At 34.9% G+C, this 19,034-nt stretch carries 17 protein-coding genes; 7 read left to right on the top strand and 10 right to left on the bottom strand.

Going from position 1 to position 19,034, the window contains the following annotated elements; genetic code table 11:
- Positions 1 to 35 precede the first annotated feature (35 nt).
- Both chrH and chrA read right to left on the bottom strand, forming a co-directional pair.
- Positions 36 to 1,133 (bottom strand): MNIO family chryseobactin maturase, encoded by a 1,098-nt coding sequence (chrH, locus tag WH267_RS20110; RefSeq protein ID WP_340010567.1) that lies wholly within the window; start codon positions 1,131 to 1,133, stop codon positions 36 to 38.
- 3 nt (positions 1,134 to 1,136) lie between these two features.
- The gene (gene chrA, locus WH267_RS20105) at positions 1,137 to 1,361 is read right to left on the bottom strand and encodes an MNIO class RiPP chryseobasin precursor ChrA (protein WP_123947269.1); all 225 of its coding nucleotides are present in this window, start codon (positions 1,359 to 1,361) and stop codon (positions 1,137 to 1,139) included.
- A gap of 151 nt (positions 1,362 to 1,512) precedes the next feature.
- Here chrA and WH267_RS20100 point away from each other — a divergent pair, with 151 nt between their 5' ends.
- Entirely contained in the window at positions 1,513 to 3,360 is a 1,848-nt protein-coding gene (locus WH267_RS20100; protein WP_340010564.1) for an alpha-L-fucosidase, read from the top strand.
- 80 nt (positions 3,361 to 3,440) lie between these two features.
- Here the strand turns inward: WH267_RS20100 and WH267_RS20095 are convergent, their stop codons facing one another.
- The 8 genes from WH267_RS20095 to WH267_RS20060 form a co-directional block, all read right to left on the bottom strand.
- A complete protein-coding gene (locus WH267_RS20095) occupies positions 3,441 to 3,857 on the bottom strand; it encodes a nucleoside-diphosphate kinase (RefSeq protein WP_034722935.1) in 417 nt (138 codons plus the stop codon).
- A 623-nt stretch (positions 3,858 to 4,480) separates the two neighbouring features.
- Positions 4,481 to 5,407 carry a ribosome small subunit-dependent GTPase A gene (rsgA, locus tag WH267_RS20090; RefSeq protein WP_340010559.1) on the bottom strand — a complete coding sequence of 309 codons (927 nt, stop codon included), beginning with the start codon at positions 5,405 to 5,407 and terminating at the stop codon, positions 4,481 to 4,483.
- Positions 5,408 to 5,529: 122 nt separating this feature from the next.
- A complete protein-coding gene (locus WH267_RS20085) occupies positions 5,530 to 6,612 on the bottom strand; it encodes a chorismate mutase (RefSeq protein WP_115969011.1) in 1,083 nt (360 codons plus the stop codon).
- 396 nt (positions 6,613 to 7,008) lie between these two features.
- Positions 7,009 to 7,587 carry a hypothetical protein gene (locus WH267_RS20080; protein ID WP_340010556.1) on the bottom strand — a complete coding sequence of 193 codons (579 nt, stop codon included), beginning with the start codon at positions 7,585 to 7,587 and terminating at the stop codon, positions 7,009 to 7,011.
- A 32-nt stretch (positions 7,588 to 7,619) separates the two neighbouring features.
- Positions 7,620 to 8,705 carry a DNA polymerase III subunit gamma/tau gene (dnaX, locus tag WH267_RS20075; RefSeq protein ID WP_115969014.1) on the bottom strand — a complete coding sequence of 362 codons (1,086 nt, stop codon included), beginning with the start codon at positions 8,703 to 8,705 and terminating at the stop codon, positions 7,620 to 7,622.
- Positions 8,706 to 8,804: 99 nt separating this feature from the next.
- A complete protein-coding gene (locus WH267_RS20070; RefSeq protein WP_115969016.1) occupies positions 8,805 to 9,437 on the bottom strand; it encodes a TetR/AcrR family transcriptional regulator in 633 nt (210 codons plus the stop codon).
- Positions 9,438 to 9,443: 6 nt separating this feature from the next.
- Positions 9,444 to 10,700 carry an aminotransferase class I/II-fold pyridoxal phosphate-dependent enzyme gene (locus WH267_RS20065; protein WP_115969019.1) on the bottom strand — a complete coding sequence of 419 codons (1,257 nt, stop codon included), beginning with the start codon at positions 10,698 to 10,700 and terminating at the stop codon, positions 9,444 to 9,446.
- Positions 10,701 to 11,104: 404 nt separating this feature from the next.
- Positions 11,105 to 11,458 carry a helix-turn-helix domain-containing protein gene (locus WH267_RS20060; RefSeq protein WP_115969022.1) on the bottom strand — a complete coding sequence of 118 codons (354 nt, stop codon included), beginning with the start codon at positions 11,456 to 11,458 and terminating at the stop codon, positions 11,105 to 11,107.
- Between the two features lie 876 nt (positions 11,459 to 12,334).
- On the opposite strand from WH267_RS20060, the gene WH267_RS20055 reads away from it, so the two are divergent.
- The 6 genes from WH267_RS20055 to WH267_RS20030 all read left to right on the top strand — a co-directional run bounded on the left by WH267_RS20055 (position 12,335) and on the right by WH267_RS20030 (position 19,009).
- Complete coding sequence (locus tag WH267_RS20055) at positions 12,335 to 15,328, top strand: sensor histidine kinase (RefSeq protein ID WP_340010552.1); 2,994 nt, start codon at positions 12,335 to 12,337, stop codon at positions 15,326 to 15,328.
- Positions 15,329 to 15,334: 6 nt separating this feature from the next.
- A complete protein-coding gene (locus WH267_RS20050; protein ID WP_123319422.1) occupies positions 15,335 to 15,946 on the top strand; it encodes a response regulator transcription factor in 612 nt (203 codons plus the stop codon).
- A 237-nt stretch (positions 15,947 to 16,183) separates the two neighbouring features.
- Positions 16,184 to 17,374 carry an MFS transporter gene (locus tag WH267_RS20045; protein ID WP_340010551.1) on the top strand — a complete coding sequence of 397 codons (1,191 nt, stop codon included), beginning with the start codon at positions 16,184 to 16,186 and terminating at the stop codon, positions 17,372 to 17,374.
- A 197-nt stretch (positions 17,375 to 17,571) separates the two neighbouring features.
- Complete coding sequence (locus tag WH267_RS20040) at positions 17,572 to 17,985, top strand: hypothetical protein (protein ID WP_115969033.1); 414 nt, start codon at positions 17,572 to 17,574, stop codon at positions 17,983 to 17,985.
- 234 nt (positions 17,986 to 18,219) lie between these two features.
- Positions 18,220 to 18,567, top strand: a complete 348-nt coding sequence (locus tag WH267_RS20035; protein WP_115969035.1) for a DoxX family protein — start codon at positions 18,220 to 18,222, stop codon at positions 18,565 to 18,567.
- Positions 18,568 to 18,574: 7 nt separating this feature from the next.
- Positions 18,575 to 19,009: a hypothetical protein gene (locus tag WH267_RS20030; RefSeq protein ID WP_228438509.1), complete on the top strand. Its 435-nt coding sequence runs from the start codon at positions 18,575 to 18,577 to the stop codon at positions 19,007 to 19,009.
- Positions 19,010 to 19,034: the final 25 nt, after the last annotated feature.

Below are 19,034 nucleotides of genomic sequence, written 5' to 3'. Positions count from 1 at the left end.
TTTGGTTTGTGATTATTAGCTTCTTATCAGGGGGATTAATAGGGATTCCATTTTTTAATGATATTCCGGGCCGTAATAATCATTTCCAGGTCCCATTTTTCTGTTTTGAAATATTGAAATGTATGATGATTAACAGATTCAGGTTCAACATTATCAAACAGTAATTTTGTGAGTAACGTCTGCTCTTCGTGTAGAATCCTATCTTCCAAAGGATGTTCCGGGAATTGTATTTCTTTCCTGTTTCGGTTCTCCTTATTTTGGGTCTGCCAATCTGATGAATCAATCAGCATTTTGACCTTTGTAAAATCATCCAGAAAACTTTTCTTTTTTTCTTCCGTATTAATTGTATGACCGAGCCTTTCAATAATTATATATTCCAGATTTCTGCATTGAGATAAGACTGAAGGCAATACAGACAGAATATCTTCAGGAATTACATCATCATGGGTATCTCTCCGTACCGGCTTTTTTCCATAGGCACTTTCCTGCCAGCTTCCTCCTGAAAGATGAATCTCTTTAACCTTATCGAGTGGGTATAGTTTAATAATATCCTGCATCTGTACTTCAAAATTACAGGACTGACAATAGATATTGTGAAGATCAAGAATCAGGAATCCATCAGTATCATCTGTCAGCTTGTCAAGAAATACACCCTGCTCCAATACATCATCCAATGAGAATGAGAATGCAAGGTTTTCTATTCCTACCGGAACCTGTACAGCATCCTGTAATCTGTAAAGCCTGTCTTTACCTATCGCTAGTGTTTTTGAATGCAAAGAGACAGGCAGCGGTACTCCCTGATGAAAGTTTTCGGTATTCATGAAACCGAAATGTTCCGTAATATGGTTGTATTTTCTTTTACGAAACTCTTCTTTTAGTTTTTGCAGCCAAAGATCTTGCCTTTCGGTCCATCGGGCATCAAATAGAGAGTAATACACTCCATGACCAATCAGACGATTATTTTCTGAGTAAAAATTAAGCAGATCACTCAACCAATCCGGTTCTTCCGTATTGTAGAATGTATCAAATGACCATTCAAGCACTTCAATAGAATTGCTTTGTAATAAAGGCAAAACAGCAGACAGAAATTCTGCTTCTGCCATCATAGACAGCCCTAACAGAGGTTTTCCCATAACCTATCCCATTCCACAAGCCGGGCAAGAAAACCCGTTAAGTTTAATGGTATCTTTTTTAACAATGGCTTTAGGAGTAGTCGGATTAGGTTTTTCCGGACTTTCAGAAGCCGGTGCTACTTTTCTAACTTTCTTCACTGGCTTTTTAGTTTTTGAAACAGGTTTTGTAGTTTGTGCAGAAACTCCTGCTGCCAATAAACTCGCCATTAATAATGTTGGAATTTTCATAATCTCTTTTTTAAAAAATTTACAATAAACGTTCCATTTTTAAAAATACAATAATAAGAAACGTTTTAACAACAATTATTATCAAATATTAAAAAACTATTTTACACTGTAAGGTTTTCTTTATTTATATTTAATGTTAAATAATATAAATATGCAAATCAGTCTTATTAAAGCTGTTTTCCTTGGATTAATATTATCTGCGAATAGTATTGATGCACAAGCCCAAACAGTGGACAACAGCAAAAAAATGGAGTGGTTTAAAAATGCAAAACTGGGTATTTTTATTCATTGGGGAATCTATTCCGTTAACGGGATCTCTGAATCCTGGTCATTCTTCAACAATTACATTAATCACGAAAACTATATGAAACAGCTGAATGGTTTTTCAGCTTCAAAATATCAACCAGAACAATGGGTAAATCTTATTAAGGAATCTGGAGCAAAATATGCTGTCATTACCACAAAACATCACGATGGAGTTTCCTTGTGGAACTCAAAGGCCGAAAAAGCGACAAGTATTCCTCAAAACTCTCTGGCAAAAAAGGACATTTTAAGCCCTTTTGTTTCTGCTCTGAAAACATCGGGCTTAAAAACAGGGCTTTATTTCTCTTTACCGGATTGGAGCCATCCATATTATGATATCAATACAAGGACAAAAAAACGTTATGAAATAAAAGATGAGCCAACACGCTGGCATAATTTCATCAGTTATTATCAAAGTCAGCTCAATGAACTTTCCACTCAATATTCTCCAGATCTTCTTTGGTTTGATGGAGACTGGGAACACACTTCTGAGGAGTGGAAAGCTTCTCAGACTCTAGATTTACTCAAGAAATACAATCCTAATATTATCATCAACTCCCGACTCAACAATCATGGGGATTATGATACTCCTGAACAGGGCATTCCTGTAGTTCCACCAAAAAACCCATATTGGGAGCTTTGCTATACCATGAATGATTCCTGGGGCTATCAGCCTTATGACAAAAATTACAAGACCCCTAATATGATTGTAAGAACTTTCACAGATGTAATCAGTATGGGTGGAAATCTTTTACTTGATATCGGTCCGAAGTCAGACGGTACCATTCCCGAAGAACAGATTGAAATTCTTAAAAACCTTGGGCGCTGGACATCCAAACATCAGCATGCCATCTACGAAACGACTCAAGGGATTCCTTTCGACAATTACAAAGGGAAGTCGGCTTTGTCAGTCTCTAAAAAATCTTTATTTCTTTATCTTGATGAAGCCAAAAATTTTACAAAGATCTATGGATTGGCAACAAAGCCAATTTCAGTAAAAATCGTTGGAGATCCATCGGCTGTTGTTAAAACAGATTATAATGCTGAAAAAATACTCACCTTGAACTTCTCCAATGTAAAGTTTGACAAAGATGTTACCGTAGCAGAAGTTACTTTTGACCATCCACCTTTATTTATTAAAGATTTTAAGAAGGAAGAACGTCCGCTTTCCGAAATACTGGAAATGAAAAACACTCAGGAAGCAGTTTACGATATCACCAATGCTCTGAACTACGATAATAATCTAGTAACACTTGATGGACTGACTAATGATGGCCTTGACATGAAAATTAAAAAAACATCTAAGGCAAACCCAGAGACCGTACAATGGATAAGCAAACATGCAGAGGCCTTATTTGAAACAGGCAAAGGACTTCCGGAGGGGCATTTTCCTGGAATGAGTGCTTTATCAAAAGACAAACAGACTCTTTATCTTTTTGTGGAAGGAATCCCTACCGGCCCTATTGCTCTAAAAGGAATAAAAAATGATATTTCCAGGATAAGAATCGTAGGTGACGGCAGTATGCTTACCCATACTATTTACAATAAACTTTACTGGAGTGACCGTCCGGGAATTATTTACATTGATATCCCAAAAGAAAGACTGGATCAACAGATGACTGTGATCGCCGTTTTACTTAATAAACCTATTGAACTGTACAGAGAAAGTGTAGGAGCTATCGAAAACAACCTTTAATCAATTTTGAAACAGGAGTTCATAAAAACAAAATCCGGAGAAAAAATTCTCCGGACCTTTTATTTTGTAAAGTAATTTTCTTAGAAAATCTCTCTTCCTGAAAAATGGAACTGAGCTTCGATTAATGCATTCTCGTCAGAATCTGAACCGTGAACTGCATTTTCTCCGATGCTTCTAGCAAACATTTTTCTGATTGTACCTTCTGCTGCTTCTGCAGGATTAGTAGAACCGATCAATGTTCTGAAATCTTCAACTGCATTGTCTTTTTCTAAAACTGCAGCTACGATAGGACCAGAACTCATGAACTCTACCAATTCACCATAAAATGGTCTTTCAGCATGTACTTCATAGAATTTTTTTGCATCAGCAACTGTAAGCTGAGTTAATTTTAAAGCTTTGATTTTAAAACCACCTTCAGCAATCTTACCCAATATTGCACCGATATGTCCGTCAGCTACTGCATCTGGCTTAATCATAGTGAATGTAATGTTAGACATAAATGTATATTTTTTTAATGCCGCAAAATTACAAAAAATATCTTTGATTTTTATTTTAATTTTTTTTTAACATAAAAATAACTTTTATTAAGAAATCATGAACCAAACTTTGGCACAGTAATTGTTAATTCTATTACGATTCTCATGTTTAATTTGAGTTTTCATGGTTATTAGTTTTTACCCAGCTTCGGCTGGGTTTTTTATTTGTAAAAAAACATGCATTTTATTATCAATTTGACAAAACTAAAATACATATAAAACTATATTAATATAGTATTGCTTCCATTTCAATCAATGAAATAATTGATATTTTTCACTTTTTTTTCATGGTAGGAAATTCTGACATCAAAAAGTGGAGTTATACTATAAATTCCCATGACAAAAAGTAGAGTTATTTTAAAATCCTTTATTTTTTTATCTCCAAAAAACAAAAATAAGTTCCTGAAATTATTTTTATTACAGTTTTTTTAAAAATTATTTCCAAGATTACAAATGAAATAAGAAAATTTATTTGCTAAAACAGGACAAAGAAAACTTAATAGGTTTTTAAAATTTGTTAGGTTCAGATAAAAAAAACCTCCATACTTATTATATGGAGGCATATTGGTAGAAATATTTTATAATTATTTTTGGGCAGCTTCTTCAGCTTCATCCATCAACTTTATATAAGTTGCGTAACGGGAATGCTGGATCTCTCCGGTTTCAAGAGCATCAATTACGGCGCATTTCGGCTCATTGACGTGAAGACAATTATGGAACTTACATTCTTCTCTTTTTTTGAATATTTCAGGGAAATAATGCTGTACTTCTTCCTTTTCAATATCAATCATTGCAAATTCGCGGACTCCTGGAGTATCAATAACATTTCCCCCGAAATGCCAGAAATGCATCTGCGCAAAGGTCGTTGTATGTTTACCTTTCAAATGCGTATCCGAAATTTCAGAAGTTTTCAGATTTAATCCAGGTTGTAAAGCATTTACCAATGTAGATTTTCCGCATCCTGAATGTCCGAAAAAAACAGAGGTTTTATCTTTCAGAAGATCCTGAAGCTGATCGAGATTCAATCCTGAATATGATGAAATCTCTAATGTATCATACCCTATTCCCTGATAATCAGATTCAACATCTTTTACAATTTCAATCTCCTCTTCATGTAAAACATCAATCTTATTGAAAAGAATTAGCGGCCTAATGTTATAAGCTTCACAGCATGCCAGAAACCGATCCAGAAAACCTAATGACGTTTCCGGGTGCTTTAAAGTAAAAATAAAGCAAGCCAGATCAATATTGGAAGCGATAATATGCGCTTCCTTTGAAAGGTTTACGGATTTCCTGATCAGGTAATTTCTGCGGGACTCAATCTTTGTAATCCATGCAATATCATCCTGTTCCAGCTGGAATTCCACAAAATCTCCTACAGCAAGCGGGTTGGTAAGTCTTGTTTTGATGAGTTTGAATTTCCCCCTGATCCTGGCCTCGAAAATTTTATTTGTTTCCAATTCCAAAACCTGGTACCAGCTGCCTGTAGATTTAATGATTTTTCCTTTCATAAATAATATGGTGCAAATATAAGGAATTAGGGCTTAGGGTTTCGAATATAGGTGAAAACAATGTTCCGATTTCCTAAATTCTATTCCCTAAGCCCTATTCTTTGTTATCCTTTGTCAACAGTTTATTTCTTATCGATCATAATACTGTTCTGTACTTCAATAGATTCTTCGTGAATCGCTTTGAATACTTTCTCAATAAAGTCCTGAGACATTCCTGTTTCTTTTGCTTTTTGGGTTGCGTATTCTGTAATCACTTTCCAACGTTCAGGCTGGAAGATTGCAATATCGTTTTCTTTTTTAAGTTTCCCGATTTTTTCTGAGATTTTCATCCTTTGAGAAAGAAGTTCAATTAATTGGAAATCAAGGTCAGAGATCAGGGTTCTGTGTCTTCCCATTTCACCTTCGAAACCTGCAAGATTTGTACTTCTTACTTTTAAATTACCGATCAAATCAGCCAAAACTTCAGGGGTGATCTGCTGTGCTGCATCACTCCATGCTTCATCAGGATTGGAATGGGTTTCAATAATTGCTCCTTGGTAACCTACGTTAAGTGCTTCCTGAGTAATATCTGCCAAACCTGTTCTGTTTCCGCAAATGTGAGACGGGTCAATCAGCATTGGAATATTCGGGAACTGGCTTTTGAAATCAAGAGCAATCTGCCAGTTAGGGTTATTTCTGTATTTTGTTTTTTGGTATGTTGAGAATCCTCTGTGGATAACTCCCAGATTTTTAATATCCTGCCCCAAAAGTCTTTCTAATGCTCCAGCCCATAAAGCAAGATCCGGATTTACAGGATTTTTAACGAATACCGGCTTGTCTGTTCCTCTTAAGGCCATTGCAATTTCCTGCACCGTGAAAGGGTTTACTGTAGAACGTGCACCAATCCAAAGAACATCTACATCTGCCTCCAACGCTGCAAATACATGGTGAGCATTAGCAACTTCAGTCGCTGTTTTGAAACCATACTCTTCTTTTACTTTTTTCAGCCAGTTCAAACCGATTACTCCTACTCCTTCAAACCCATTAGGTTTAGTCCTAGGCTTCCAGATTCCTGCACGGAAAACCGATACCTGAGCATTGGATTCTTTAATTCTTCTGGCTGTTTCAAGCATCTGAGCTTCACTTTCAGCACTGCAAGGTCCTGCAATCATTAACGGCTGTGTAAGCCCACTAATCCATTCGTTTTTTAAGTCTTTTAAATTCATATTCTAAATTTTATTGTTTTTATATTTTTTGTTAAGTCTACAGCAATAGCCCTTTTGATCATAAAATTTAATTTATAATTCTTTTCAAAAAATGCCGTTCAAAATTGTTTAAAGGAATCAGGAAAATGAAAGGGCTCTACTTCTCCTGTATTTTTTGGAAAGAAATTTTATTAACAGTACCAATAAAATCGGTAATACGTTCTAAAATTTCTAAAATAAGAAGCAGAAAAGCTAAAATAACCGCTAAAATAATTAGCGGGTGCAAAGAAAGACAGATATGTATTAGATAATTTTTCCATTTTGTTCTGGAAATGTCTTTGTTTTAGCGTTTCGTACTATAATTTGTTTTTGTCGAAAAGTTATTTCTCGCAGAAAACTTTGACAAATATATAAAAATTATGTCAAATCAAACTTCATTAAATCATCAAGATCTTTCAAAAGTGGATTTTTTTCAATAAATTTTTCGAATATTTTCCTTTTGGTCACTACCTCAATCTTCAGATTTTCAACGTCTCTCACGTATTCTACCTCAATTGAATAGTTCTGAACTTTTCTTCTGAAATGATTAAAAAATTCTCCACTTATTTTATCAAATTCTACTTTTGCAGAGTCGGAAGGGAACAAAACTTTGATTTTATTCTCTTCTTTTTTCTCCAGCTTAAAGGTTTTTACGGCATTAAAAACGAAATTATTTTTTACCTGCAGCTGCTTAAGCATGATTTTCCATTCCATCTGCAGATCTGTATCTGTAAAATGGTTTTTGGGAAGATGATCAGTTCTCACTACTGCATCTTCTTCAGTAACCACTTTCTCTTCTTTATTCAAAAAGGAATTGATACTGAAGCCGGAGGAAGCTCCAGGTCTGGATAAAGGTTTTGTAGTTTTGCTGATAACAGCCTGTACATTATCTACTTGTACGGCCTGTTCTATCTTAGCGGGTTCTTTTTTCTCCGGAGCTTTTTCAGGAATTTTCACTTCCTGTTTCTCACTGAGAAACGGAGCCAGTATCAGGAATTTTTTTTTTTAGTAACGTCTGAATTAGCAGTCAGCGAAGCCAATTGCATTAAAGCAATCTCAACAGTAAGTCTTGGATTCTTGGAATTTTTATAATTAATATCTGCGTGGTTGCAAATCTCAATACCATCAATCAGCAGTTGTGCGGACCATTTCTGACCTTGCTCCACAAACTTAGATTTTGTTTTCTCACCCACTTCGATCAGGTCTATGGTAGACGTATTCTGAGCCATCATTAAATCGCGGAAATGATTTCCAAGTCCGGCAACAAAAATATGGGGATCGAAACCTTTTTTAACAATCTCATTAAAAGCAGAAAGTACTTCAGGAATTTTATTTTCCTTGGCAAGATCCACAATATTCAGATACTGATCGTAATCCAGAATATTCAGTACTTCGGCGGCTTTTGCCAGGGTAATATTCCTCTGAGAGAACGTGGAAAGCCTGTCGAAGATAGAAAGTGCATCTCTTAATGCACCATCAGCCTTCTGAGCGATCAGATACAAGGCATCATCTTCGTATTGGATATTTTCTTTCTGAGCAATATTTCTGAGATGTCCCTGAATATCTTCAATCATGATTCTTTTAAAATCATAAATCTGACAACGGGATAAAATGGTTGGAATAATTTTATGCTTTTCTGTAGTAGCCAAAATAAAAATGGCATGAGCCGGCGGTTCTTCCAGGGTTTTAAGGAAAGCATTGAAAGCGGCAGAAGACAGCATATGAACCTCGTCAATGATATATACTTTATATTTACCTACCTGAGGTGCAAAGCGTACCTGATCTATCAGTTCTCTGATATCATCTACAGAGTTATTGGATGCAGCATCCAGTTCATAGATATTATAAGCAAAGCCATCTTCTGAAACAGAGCCGTCTTTCTCGTTAATTTTTCTAGCCAGAATTCTGGCACAGGTAGTTTTACCTACACCACGAGGACCACAGAAAAGTAATGCCTGAGCTAGCTGGCTCTCTTCAATTGCATGTTCTAAAGTATCCGTAATATGGGATTGTCCTACTACAGTGTCAAATTCCTGAGGACGATATTTTCTTGCAGATACTATAAAATTTTCCATTGGTCAAAAATAAGAAATATAGTTTTAATTTGAAAATTAAAAGTTTTCAAATTATCCACAAGAATTATTATTCTGTTTCAATTAGAAAACTTTTAACTATCATTTTTTTGTAGTATAGTAATGGTTGATAATCTCTACAATTACTTTTTTCACTTCATCTCTTCCTTCGTCTGTTCTCATATCAATACCACAAAACTCTGTCCCATTGTATGCAGGGAATAAATTCAGATAGTAAACTCCTGCTGCAATTAAAGCTAACATTGCTCTGATTTTTGTAGCATCTTCTCCAAAATAAGGATCTGTTACATTTTCAAAAAGATTAGCAGCTACTTCTTCTCTTTGCTTAAGAATATTTTTAAGGATTGGCTTACTTTCAGAAAGTTCCCAAAGAATAATTTTTTGAAGCTCTTTGTTTTTCTTCAGGTTCTCGAATTGTGCAAGAATTCCCTGGGTTAAAGCCTCCTGGCCTTTTCCAACATGTATTTCTTCTTCAATATCCGGGCTGAATTTACTCCAATAATCCTGAGATTTAATGTATTCATCAATCAGTTTATCTGTACTTCCAAAGTACTCATAGATAAGCTTTTTATCGAATCCGGCCACTGCGGCGATCTTACTTACTTTCAGACCGGAATAACCTTTTACTCTCAAAATTTTACCAACTGCAGCAAGCAGTTTTTGTTTTGTTTTTTCTTTGTCCCTAATAGGGCCCTGCACTACTTTTCTAGGCATAATTTATTATTTTTTTGCAATATGCATTTTTTTATTAATATCATCAAAGACATTAAGAGTTTTGTCGAGATGCTCCTTCTCGTGTCTTGCTGTTACGCTCATCCTGATTCGGGCATCTTTTCTGGCTACGGCCGGATACATAATCGGATTGGTATAAACACCATTTTCCAGTAATATGCGTCCTATATCCCACATCTTATTCTGATCACCGATCTTCACGGGAATAATTGCAGAACAGGTAATCCCGGTATCCAAACCTAAATCATTAAGTCCTTTTTTAAAGTAATTGATGTTGTCCCATAGTTTCTGTTGCCAGAAAGGCTCTTCATCAATCAAATCAATTGCTTTCAATATTCCAAAGGAAGAAGGTGGAGGCGTCACTGAGAAAATATGTTGTCTCGACTGGAATTTAAGAAATGATGCAATTTTTTTGTTTGCGATCACATATCCTCCCAGATTACCGAAAGTCTTGCTAAATGTTCCTGTTATAAAGTCTATTTTATCAAATAATGCATCATCTTCTAAAGCTCCTCTCCCGGTTTCTCCTAAAACCCCTACTCCATGTGCATCATCTACCAGAAGATAAGCATTATATTTTTTAACAAGATCACAAATTTCCTTAGCGCGTGAAACATCTCCTTCCTGAGAGTATACTCCATCTACGATAACAAGCTTTGTACGGTACGTATTTTCACATACCTTCAAAATATGTTCCAAAGCCTCCAAATTATTATGAGGAAATGTTTTTTTATTGGTAAAAGCACATCCTTCATGCACACTGGCATGCACCCCCATATCTAAAATCGCAATATCCTCTTTCTGCATTAAAATCTGCAAAGTGGCACTATTAGCCGTATATCCGGAAGTAAACAACACTACTTCATCTTCATTTCTTCCAAAGAAATTGGCAATTTTTTTTTCTATATCACTATGGTAATCAAAGTATCCCCCGATAAGAGGTGATGCTCCTGTACCTGTTCCATATTTTTCTATTCCATCAATAGCAGCCTGTTTTACTTTCGGGTGCTGTGTTAATCCAAGATAATCACTGGTCACAAAGCTTACATACTGTTTATTCTGGTCTGCAATATCAATATTTAATATTGCGTCGGTTCCTGAAGTATTTTTCAGTCTGTAATTCATGTGCCCTCTAGATTTCATAGTATCTAGAAACTCATAAAAATAATCTGCTCTTTGAGCAATATCGTAGTCTGGGATATTCTCAAAATCTTTAAATGTTGCTGTTGCAAAATCAATACTCATCCTAAGTTATTTAGTGGGGTTCATGTAACAAATATATGACTATTCAAGAGGCTTCAAAAGTTTAATGAAATTAAAAAATTATTAAAAGCATATTTTCTGAAGTCAAATAATTTATATATCAGTAGTTTCTTTAATTTTTGATTTAATTAATTTTCTAGATTTAAATTTAACAAAAAAAAGAAATCCATAAAGCAATATTAATAAAGAAACCATAAAAAAATTCCCATGTACAACACAACTACCTCATTTATAAAAGATTATTTTTTATTATCTTACAATTTAATTAACATGACTGCTGTTACAAGAACATACCAACCAATACTCCTTCTAAATTTATCACAAAATAAAGAAATAAATTATATAAAACCATACTATAATAAGGTTTTTTGATAACAAATTAAATTTCATCTACTGGAAGAACTTCTAAAATCACCAGGTGTCTTACCTGTCACTTTTTTAAAGAACTTTGAAAAATTTGAAGGATCATAAGTAAGAATACGGGCAATTTCTGCAACGGATTTATCTGAATCAACTAACATTTGTTTGGCTTGCCGGATAATTTCTTCGTCATAAAAGTAGCAGGGATGCTGTCCGGTCTTCTTTTTAATGGTATCTGTAAGATGCTTGTGGGATACTGCGAGTTCCCCTGCAATCTCGTTTACTTCCATAAATTCAGGAACTTCTCCTGAAACCACCTGCCGGATATGGTTTATCAAAAAGTCAAAATATTGAGTCGTAATTTCTTCGCTTCTTTTCATGTGTTTTTTTGTTATAATTAATTAAAACTATAAATCTAAAAATACGAATTAAAAACAACATGGTGAACTTTTCGGATTACTATAAGAAAGATTAAGGTTTTCCTGCTTTTAATATTAAAAAATCTGTCGGATCCCAGGTTACTCAAATTTCATTTTATTAAAAAGCAAAAGATCTCCTGAAGAGACCTTTTTTTGGAGGGAAATCATTTGTGCTTTCAGAATCATCAGCATAATAAAAACTCTTTTATGCCGCTATAGGATCTGTTTGCAAAAGTATGGACCTTTCTGAATCCGGTCAAAAAAAGAATGTAGAATAATCACAACTTTTTTGTAAAATTTTTACTACAAAACAATAGAAATCAATGAAAACCATCAACGTAAATTTCATAACAGACAGGCAGACCACCTGCAGGCTTTAGATTACTGAATTGTAATTAATTAAACTAAAAAACGATAAAAAGCCATCTCCAAAACCTGCCCTGCGCTGTATGAAAATGTTTCAGTTTTTATACAAAACAAGAATTTCAGAAATAAACCTGCAGGCTAAGAATTCTCCTAAAACAAGATTCAGCAAAATAAACTATCACATCATGTAGAAATATTACTACAAAAAAGCAGACTAATATCAGTGCTATTGTCAATAAATACAGACAAAACTTATAATAAAACAAATCAAAACATACTGATTTATCTATATAATTTCATTATTTTTACAGCATCAAACAAAACTATTTAACTCTTAAAAACACAGAGGCAAAGAATTAATGACAAAAATTTATTTCCAATCGTTCCTATCTTTTAAAAAAACTTCGACTTGTACAAAAACTATTATTAACCGTTTTTTGCTTTAGGGCAAGAGATAAAGATCAGTTTTGCATGAGAGTTTGGGCATTGTTTTTCACTTGCTTATATTTCAACATATACGGACAACGCTATACATCTACCTGGTATAATATTGACAACGGACTTCCACAAAGCAGTGCAAAGGCCATTGTTAAGGATAAGTATGGCTTTATCTGGATCGCTACAGAAAACGGGATTGTGCGGTATGACGGAAGTTCCTTTATTACTTTCAACAGTTTTAAAATAAACAATCTTCACTTTGGTGAATTCATTGGTGATCCTTCTCAGGACAGTATTACCGTCCTTAATGATTTCCAGGAGAACAAAGTCATTATTAAAAACAGGTTTCCTAAACTGACAAAACTTCACAGCAGTGATAAAATAACTTTCACAACGGGGAATGAATTTTTGCACCGGGTTGCCAATAATATTCTGGCCTGTAATTTTTATAATGACGTTCAGTATTTTGTAAGACTCAAAAATTCAACTTACAGTTTTACTGAAAAGAACAGTATTGTCTACAAAGACCATAAAGGAAGAGAAACCAAAATCTCCATCCCTTTTTCCAATAAAGATTTGAACAATATGTTCGTATTTAATGAAGTTCTTTTCATTAATGATATGAAGAACAGAAAAACCTACTCTATTGATAATGGAAAGGTGTCTGTTTATGAAGGTCCAAGTCTTTTTAATGACCCAAATACCAGAGTGTATTGGCAGCAGATTACCAATCAAACCTTTGTCATCAATCACAATAATATCTATATTGTAGTAGGTAATGAGAAAAAACTTGATCTGAAATTCCTTGTAGAATATGATGAAATAGGAAGTCACTCCTATTGTTCTATGTTTTATGGATGGAAATTCAACAAACTTTATCTCGGAACCCTGAACAATGGTTTAAATGTACTGAAGCTCTCCGACTTCTATGTAGCCAAGAAAAAAGAAGACTTCTCCAATAATGTTTACTATGCTTCTCTACCCATGAGTAAGAAGACTATCATTGCGGAAGACGGAACGGAATTCGGAAGAGACGGAATTGTAAAGAAATATCCTTTGGGTAATAATGACAACTATCTTATGATGTATGACAAAGCCGGAAATATACTGATCCGGAAAAGAAGCAGCGTCATTAAGTTTTACAAAGATTCTGGTTACAAAAGGAAGGATTCTACTTTTATAAAACATGGATTTCAGGCTTTCTTACAGAGTGGAAGTCTTTATGGAGCTTCCTTTTCAGATTCTTCAAAAAGTCAGCTTCAGATTTTTAAAGAAGATACTTTCTCAAAACCTGATTATACCTACGAATTTGACAGTTTCGTCAACACTTTCTTTCAATACCGTGAAAATGAGATCTTAGTGGGCAACAGTGACGGTCTGTATTCTGCAGTCTTGGGAAGTAAAACAGTTACTCCCATTCACAAAAACATCCATGTTAAAAGCATTATCAGGACAAAGGACAATCTGATCTGGGTGATGACCAATAAAAGCGGCTTCTATCTTCTCAGAGATAGAAAACTCATTAAAATGCCTACCGACAGAAATAACCATCTGATGTCTGCCCATTATATTCTGGAGGACAGGAATGGTTTCTACTGGATATCTTCCAATAACGGACTTTTCAAAGTTCCAAAGAAACAGCTGCTGCAGTATGCACAAAACAGGAAAAACCCTGTCTATTATTATCGTTTTACGAAAAGAGACGGATTTCTGACCAATGAGTTCAACGGCAGTTCGCAGCCTAATGCCTATGCACTGGAAAATGGAGATTTTGTATTTCCTTCGATGGATGGATTTGTGTTTTTCAATCCGGACCATGTCAGAACCTTTTACCCAGACAAAGATAAAATATTCATAGAACGGGTAAAGATTGGAAATTCTGAAACAGAATATTTTCATGACAGATTGAATCTGGAAAACAATTATAAAACGGCAGAGGTATTTATTGACATTCCTTATTATTCTAACCTGGAAAATCTTTATTTAGAAGCTAAGATAGCAGGAAAAGAAAACTCTGAATGGGAGCCTGTCACTACGGGAAAAGAACTTAAATATACGATCAGTAATCTTGATCCTGGAGAATATACCCTAAGTGTAAGAATACTGCTTTCTCCGGATGGAAAATTTGAACAAAAATCTATTAAGTTCAAAATAAAACCACTCTTTTATCAGACATTAGTGTTCCGGGTTTCAGCTTCAATTATTATTCTTGTCATCATCATTGTGATTGTTCAGCTAATGACTAATTTTTTAAGAATCAAGAATAGGGTACTGAAACAGATTGTCCACAATAAAAATTCTGAACTGAAAGAAACCTCACTTAACCTTGAAGTGGTAAAAAGTGATCTGCGAAAAGAAACGGAATACCAGAAAAAGCTGGTGGAGACGATCAGTCATGATATTACTACTCCTATCAGGTTTATTGCCATGCTTTCACAGAAACTTCATGAATCTGATGATCTGGAACTTCAGAAAAAATATTTCGACAGTATTTATAAGTCTTCAGAGCAGCTATATCAGTTTACGCTTAATTTAAAAGAATACACTGAACTTTATAAGGCTGAGAATATTTTTGAAGAAGAAAAATATCTGATCAACAGGATCCTGGAGATCAAGAAAAAACTATTCTGTGAAATTGCAAAAGAAAGAGGTACTACAATCATCAATGCAGCAGAAAGTAATGTTTACTCCCAGGTGAACGAAAGTATTCTAACAGCTATTATTCATAATATTCTGGATAATGCTGTGAAAAATACGTTTGATGGGGAGATACACCTTAATACAGCAGAAAATAATCAAAATATTACCATAACAATTTCTGATACGGGAACAGGAATGCCTGATGAACAGATCAATATGTATATGAGTCTGTTCAGGAACCCTAAACTGGAAACTCCAAGCTTTAAAGGAAAAGGATTAGGATTGCATATGGTAATTCACCTGGTCAAAAAAATAAATGCAGAAATCAGTTTCAGACACAACCAGCCTCAGGGAACGATTGTAGAATTAATGCTCAATAAAAACTAACTTATTATGAATGAAAGAATCTTAATCGCTGATGATCACTATGTAGTCAGAGCAGGAACCGCTTTGGTTCTTGAATCCGGATTTCCGGAACTGAAAATAGATTTTGCGGAAAACTACGGGCAGGTAAAGAAAATGCTGGAATCTCAGGATTACAGTCTTATTATTTTGGATATCGATATGCCGGGTACACAATATAAAAAGATGATTTCTGAGCTTAAAGCCATACAGGCTAATATAAAAATCCTTGTATTTTCAGGATATGATAAAGATGTAGCCATCCAATACATCCGGGAAGGTGCTGAGGGCTACCTGAACAAGCAAAGCAGTGAGGAGGAAATTAAAAATGCAGTACGCACAGTGATTGAAAAAGGCTATTTCTACCCTGCAGAGCTGATAGGACTTATCATTCAGAATAAAAAAAGCAATCCCGCTGAGAAACTTTCATCCCGGGAATATGAAATTTTTAAACTTTTAGCAGATGGAAACGGAAACCTTGAAATTGCCAACAGGCTCAATATCCAGATGTCAACAGTAAGCACCTATAAAAAAAGAATTTTCCAGAAACTTGATGTAGCCAATATTGCTGAGCTTATCAAGGTGTATGAAATGATGCACTGACAGTTGGAAGACAGGAAACTGGAAGAGAGAGGTTATCAAGCCTTCAGAATCAATGTAATCTCATTTTATTAATTGGAAAATTATTGATTTTGTTCTCTATTCCAGTATCCTGCCTCATCACCAATTCCTATCACCATGATTGAGATAATGATTTTTACAATTAAAAAATAATCAGGAAATTTACAGAACCATATTTTCTAAGAAACACTGCATTTTAACTGCAAAATCAAAAATCTATTGGAAAAAGCAGATCAGGGAAGCCAACGTTTCCGATATATAAAACTTTGTATTTTCTTTTCCGGACTGTCGGTATTTGCACAGCTTTATCTTTTTCAGCCAATGCTGCCCATGGCTGCGGAGCATTTCAATGTATCTGTTGGAGACACTTCTCTTCTTGTTTCATCGTCCACTATCGGAATGGCTCTGGGACTGCTGTTTTTTGCCTTTAAGGCGGATAGTTATTCCAGAAAAGGACTGATGACTTTTTCATTGGTCTCCTCCGCTCTGCTCACTATTATTTCAACATGGATTCCCAGCCTCAGCCTTCTGATTGCTATCGGAATTTTTAAAGGATTTGTAGTTTCCGGTGTTTCAGCCGTTGCCCTGGCCTATCTTACCGAAGAAGTAAGTGCCGCGGTAATTGGTGCTGCCATCAGTATGTATCTTAGTGGAAATACGATTGGTGGAATGAGCGGAAGAATACTGGCAACCATTTTAGCCGGAGAATTTGGATGGCGGAATGCAGTGTTGGTGATTGGTATAGAAAGCCTGGTTTTGGGAGCTATATTCTGGAAATTATTCCCTGAATCAAAGTTTTTCAATCCACAGAAAACAGATTATCATCTTAAGGTAAAGCAGATGAAATTTTTCCTCACCAATCCTTATATGCTTCGCTTATATCTTATAGCAGCCCTTGTTATGGGAGTTTTTGTGAGTGTTTACAATTATCTGACCTTCAGACTGGAGGCTCAGCCATTCTCGCTAAGTCATTTTATCATCGCTTTTATCTTCCTGATGTATATCTTTGGAGTTTTCGGAACCATGACCGTTGGCCGGCTTTCCAAAAGGTTTTCTTCAAATAGTATTCTGAGGTGCTCTATTCTAAGTATGCTGGTCGGAGCTTTATTACTGTTGTCTGAAAATCTATATATTCTTATTTTTGGCCTTGGATTATTTACTTTTTCTTTTTTCGCAGCTCATACCATGGCTAGCCAGATGGCTGCCCTTTATGCCAAACGGGGAAAGTCTTCGGCTACGTCTATTTACTGGCTGTTTTATTATTTTGGATCAAGTATTCTGGGAAGCGGTACAGGTTATCTCCTTCACTCTTACTCCTGGAATGTCTTTATTGCTTTTCTTATTGTTTCTGTGGTAATTGCACTTATTCTGGCAACAGCAAATCAATCTCCGAAAGATAAAAAAAACTGATACCACATCCATACCACATTTTATTTTATTGGAAATTCATTCCAAATGGCTATAATATTATTGTTTTAACATACTCTTAATTTTTCTTATTGAAAATTTAACCTAATATTCACGTAAACACGACTTTACACTATAATGCAGGGCATAATATTTGCTATTTATATATCACCATATCATCCATTAAAATTCAAAATATTATGAATGTAGCAGATCTTAAAATCAAAAACTTAGTCGAGTACAAAAATCAGATTTATACGATCACTGAAATTTTTCAGAGTATAGAACCGGCATATTTTGTTAAAATTGAAAATGATATTCAAAGTATTTCAGTTCCGGCAGATTCTATCAAGCCTATCAAGATAACTGAGGAATGGCTTGAAAAGCTGGGATTTTCAAAAACGTTCAGTTCGGATCAGAGCATCAGATACGAAAGACCGGAAACTTTTATAAAATACGACATCGATCTGAGTTCCAGAAAAATGCTGGAAGGATTGAAAATTTACGGGAATGCCATCAAATGTAAATATATCCATGAGTTCCAGAACATTTTCTCATGTTTATTCGGGAAAGAACCGGCATTGCATTTTGGCTATCTGAAGACAGAATCGTAGTTAAATAGTTCTTAGTTATCGAAAACCACAGTTTAGTATCATAAACTGTGGTTTTCTTTTTAGAATAAGAAATGTCTAATCAATACTCTGAGGTTAAATTAAAAGTTTTTTTCAAAACATCTATGCTGTCATCTACAAATTAAAAAAAATCCGAAAAACTCACCATGCGTACTTCATTCATTTCGCGCATATTTGTATTAATCTATTATTCCATTAATACAAAAAACACTCGACATGATTTTAAAAATTATTAATTCCATCCTTATTCTTACTGCTGTTTTTATGGGGATTAAACAGGGAATTGCCATGTTTTCAGGAAAACCTGAAATGACCACTATGTTTGGAAAATGGGGATTTGATAAAACCGGACTGATGATTAATGGCGCCATCACCATCCTTGCTGCCGTACTGATTCTCTTTCCCAAAACATTTGTCTGGGGAAACTTTCTGATGGCTGCAGGAATTTTACTGATCATCTGCTTCCATCTTTTGGATAAAGATTTCAAAGGAGTACTGATAGAACTCCCCTTTCTTTTCCTCAATCTCCTGATTATCTATCTGCAGCATCCTCTTAAAAATTAACTTCAATATGAAATATTCCAATTTTGCAATACTATTGGCTATAGGACTTTCATATACAGCCTGTGGTCAGAATACCATTAAAGAAAAACAAATCTCAACACCAACTTCAAAAAAACAACAGACAATGGATGTATCAAAAATAACAGACTCACAGGTAAAACAGGCAATAGAAGCTCTTCAGACGGGAGATAAAAGCTGGTATAGCTTCTTCATTGAAAACCCAGCCATGACTGATGATGGCAATAAGGTAGATTTTAAATCTTTTTTTGCCAATGCACTGGGTAAAGAAGTCTTTCTCAGTATAGACCGTGTAGAAAATGATGGCAAGGATATTTATGGCAATTTTAAAGCCGGACAATGGGGAACATTTCCGGTATTCTTCAGATTTCATAAAAATACGGAAGGAAAGTTTGACCGCCTGGATATCGGACAGGATAAATAAAGGGTGATTTTCAAAAACATAAAAG

The organism is Chryseobacterium sp. MYb328 (assembly GCF_037572595.1).
Lineage (GTDB): Bacteria > Bacteroidota > Bacteroidia > Flavobacteriales > Weeksellaceae > Chryseobacterium > Chryseobacterium pennae.
This window is presented reverse-complemented; position numbering and strand designations above follow the sequence as displayed.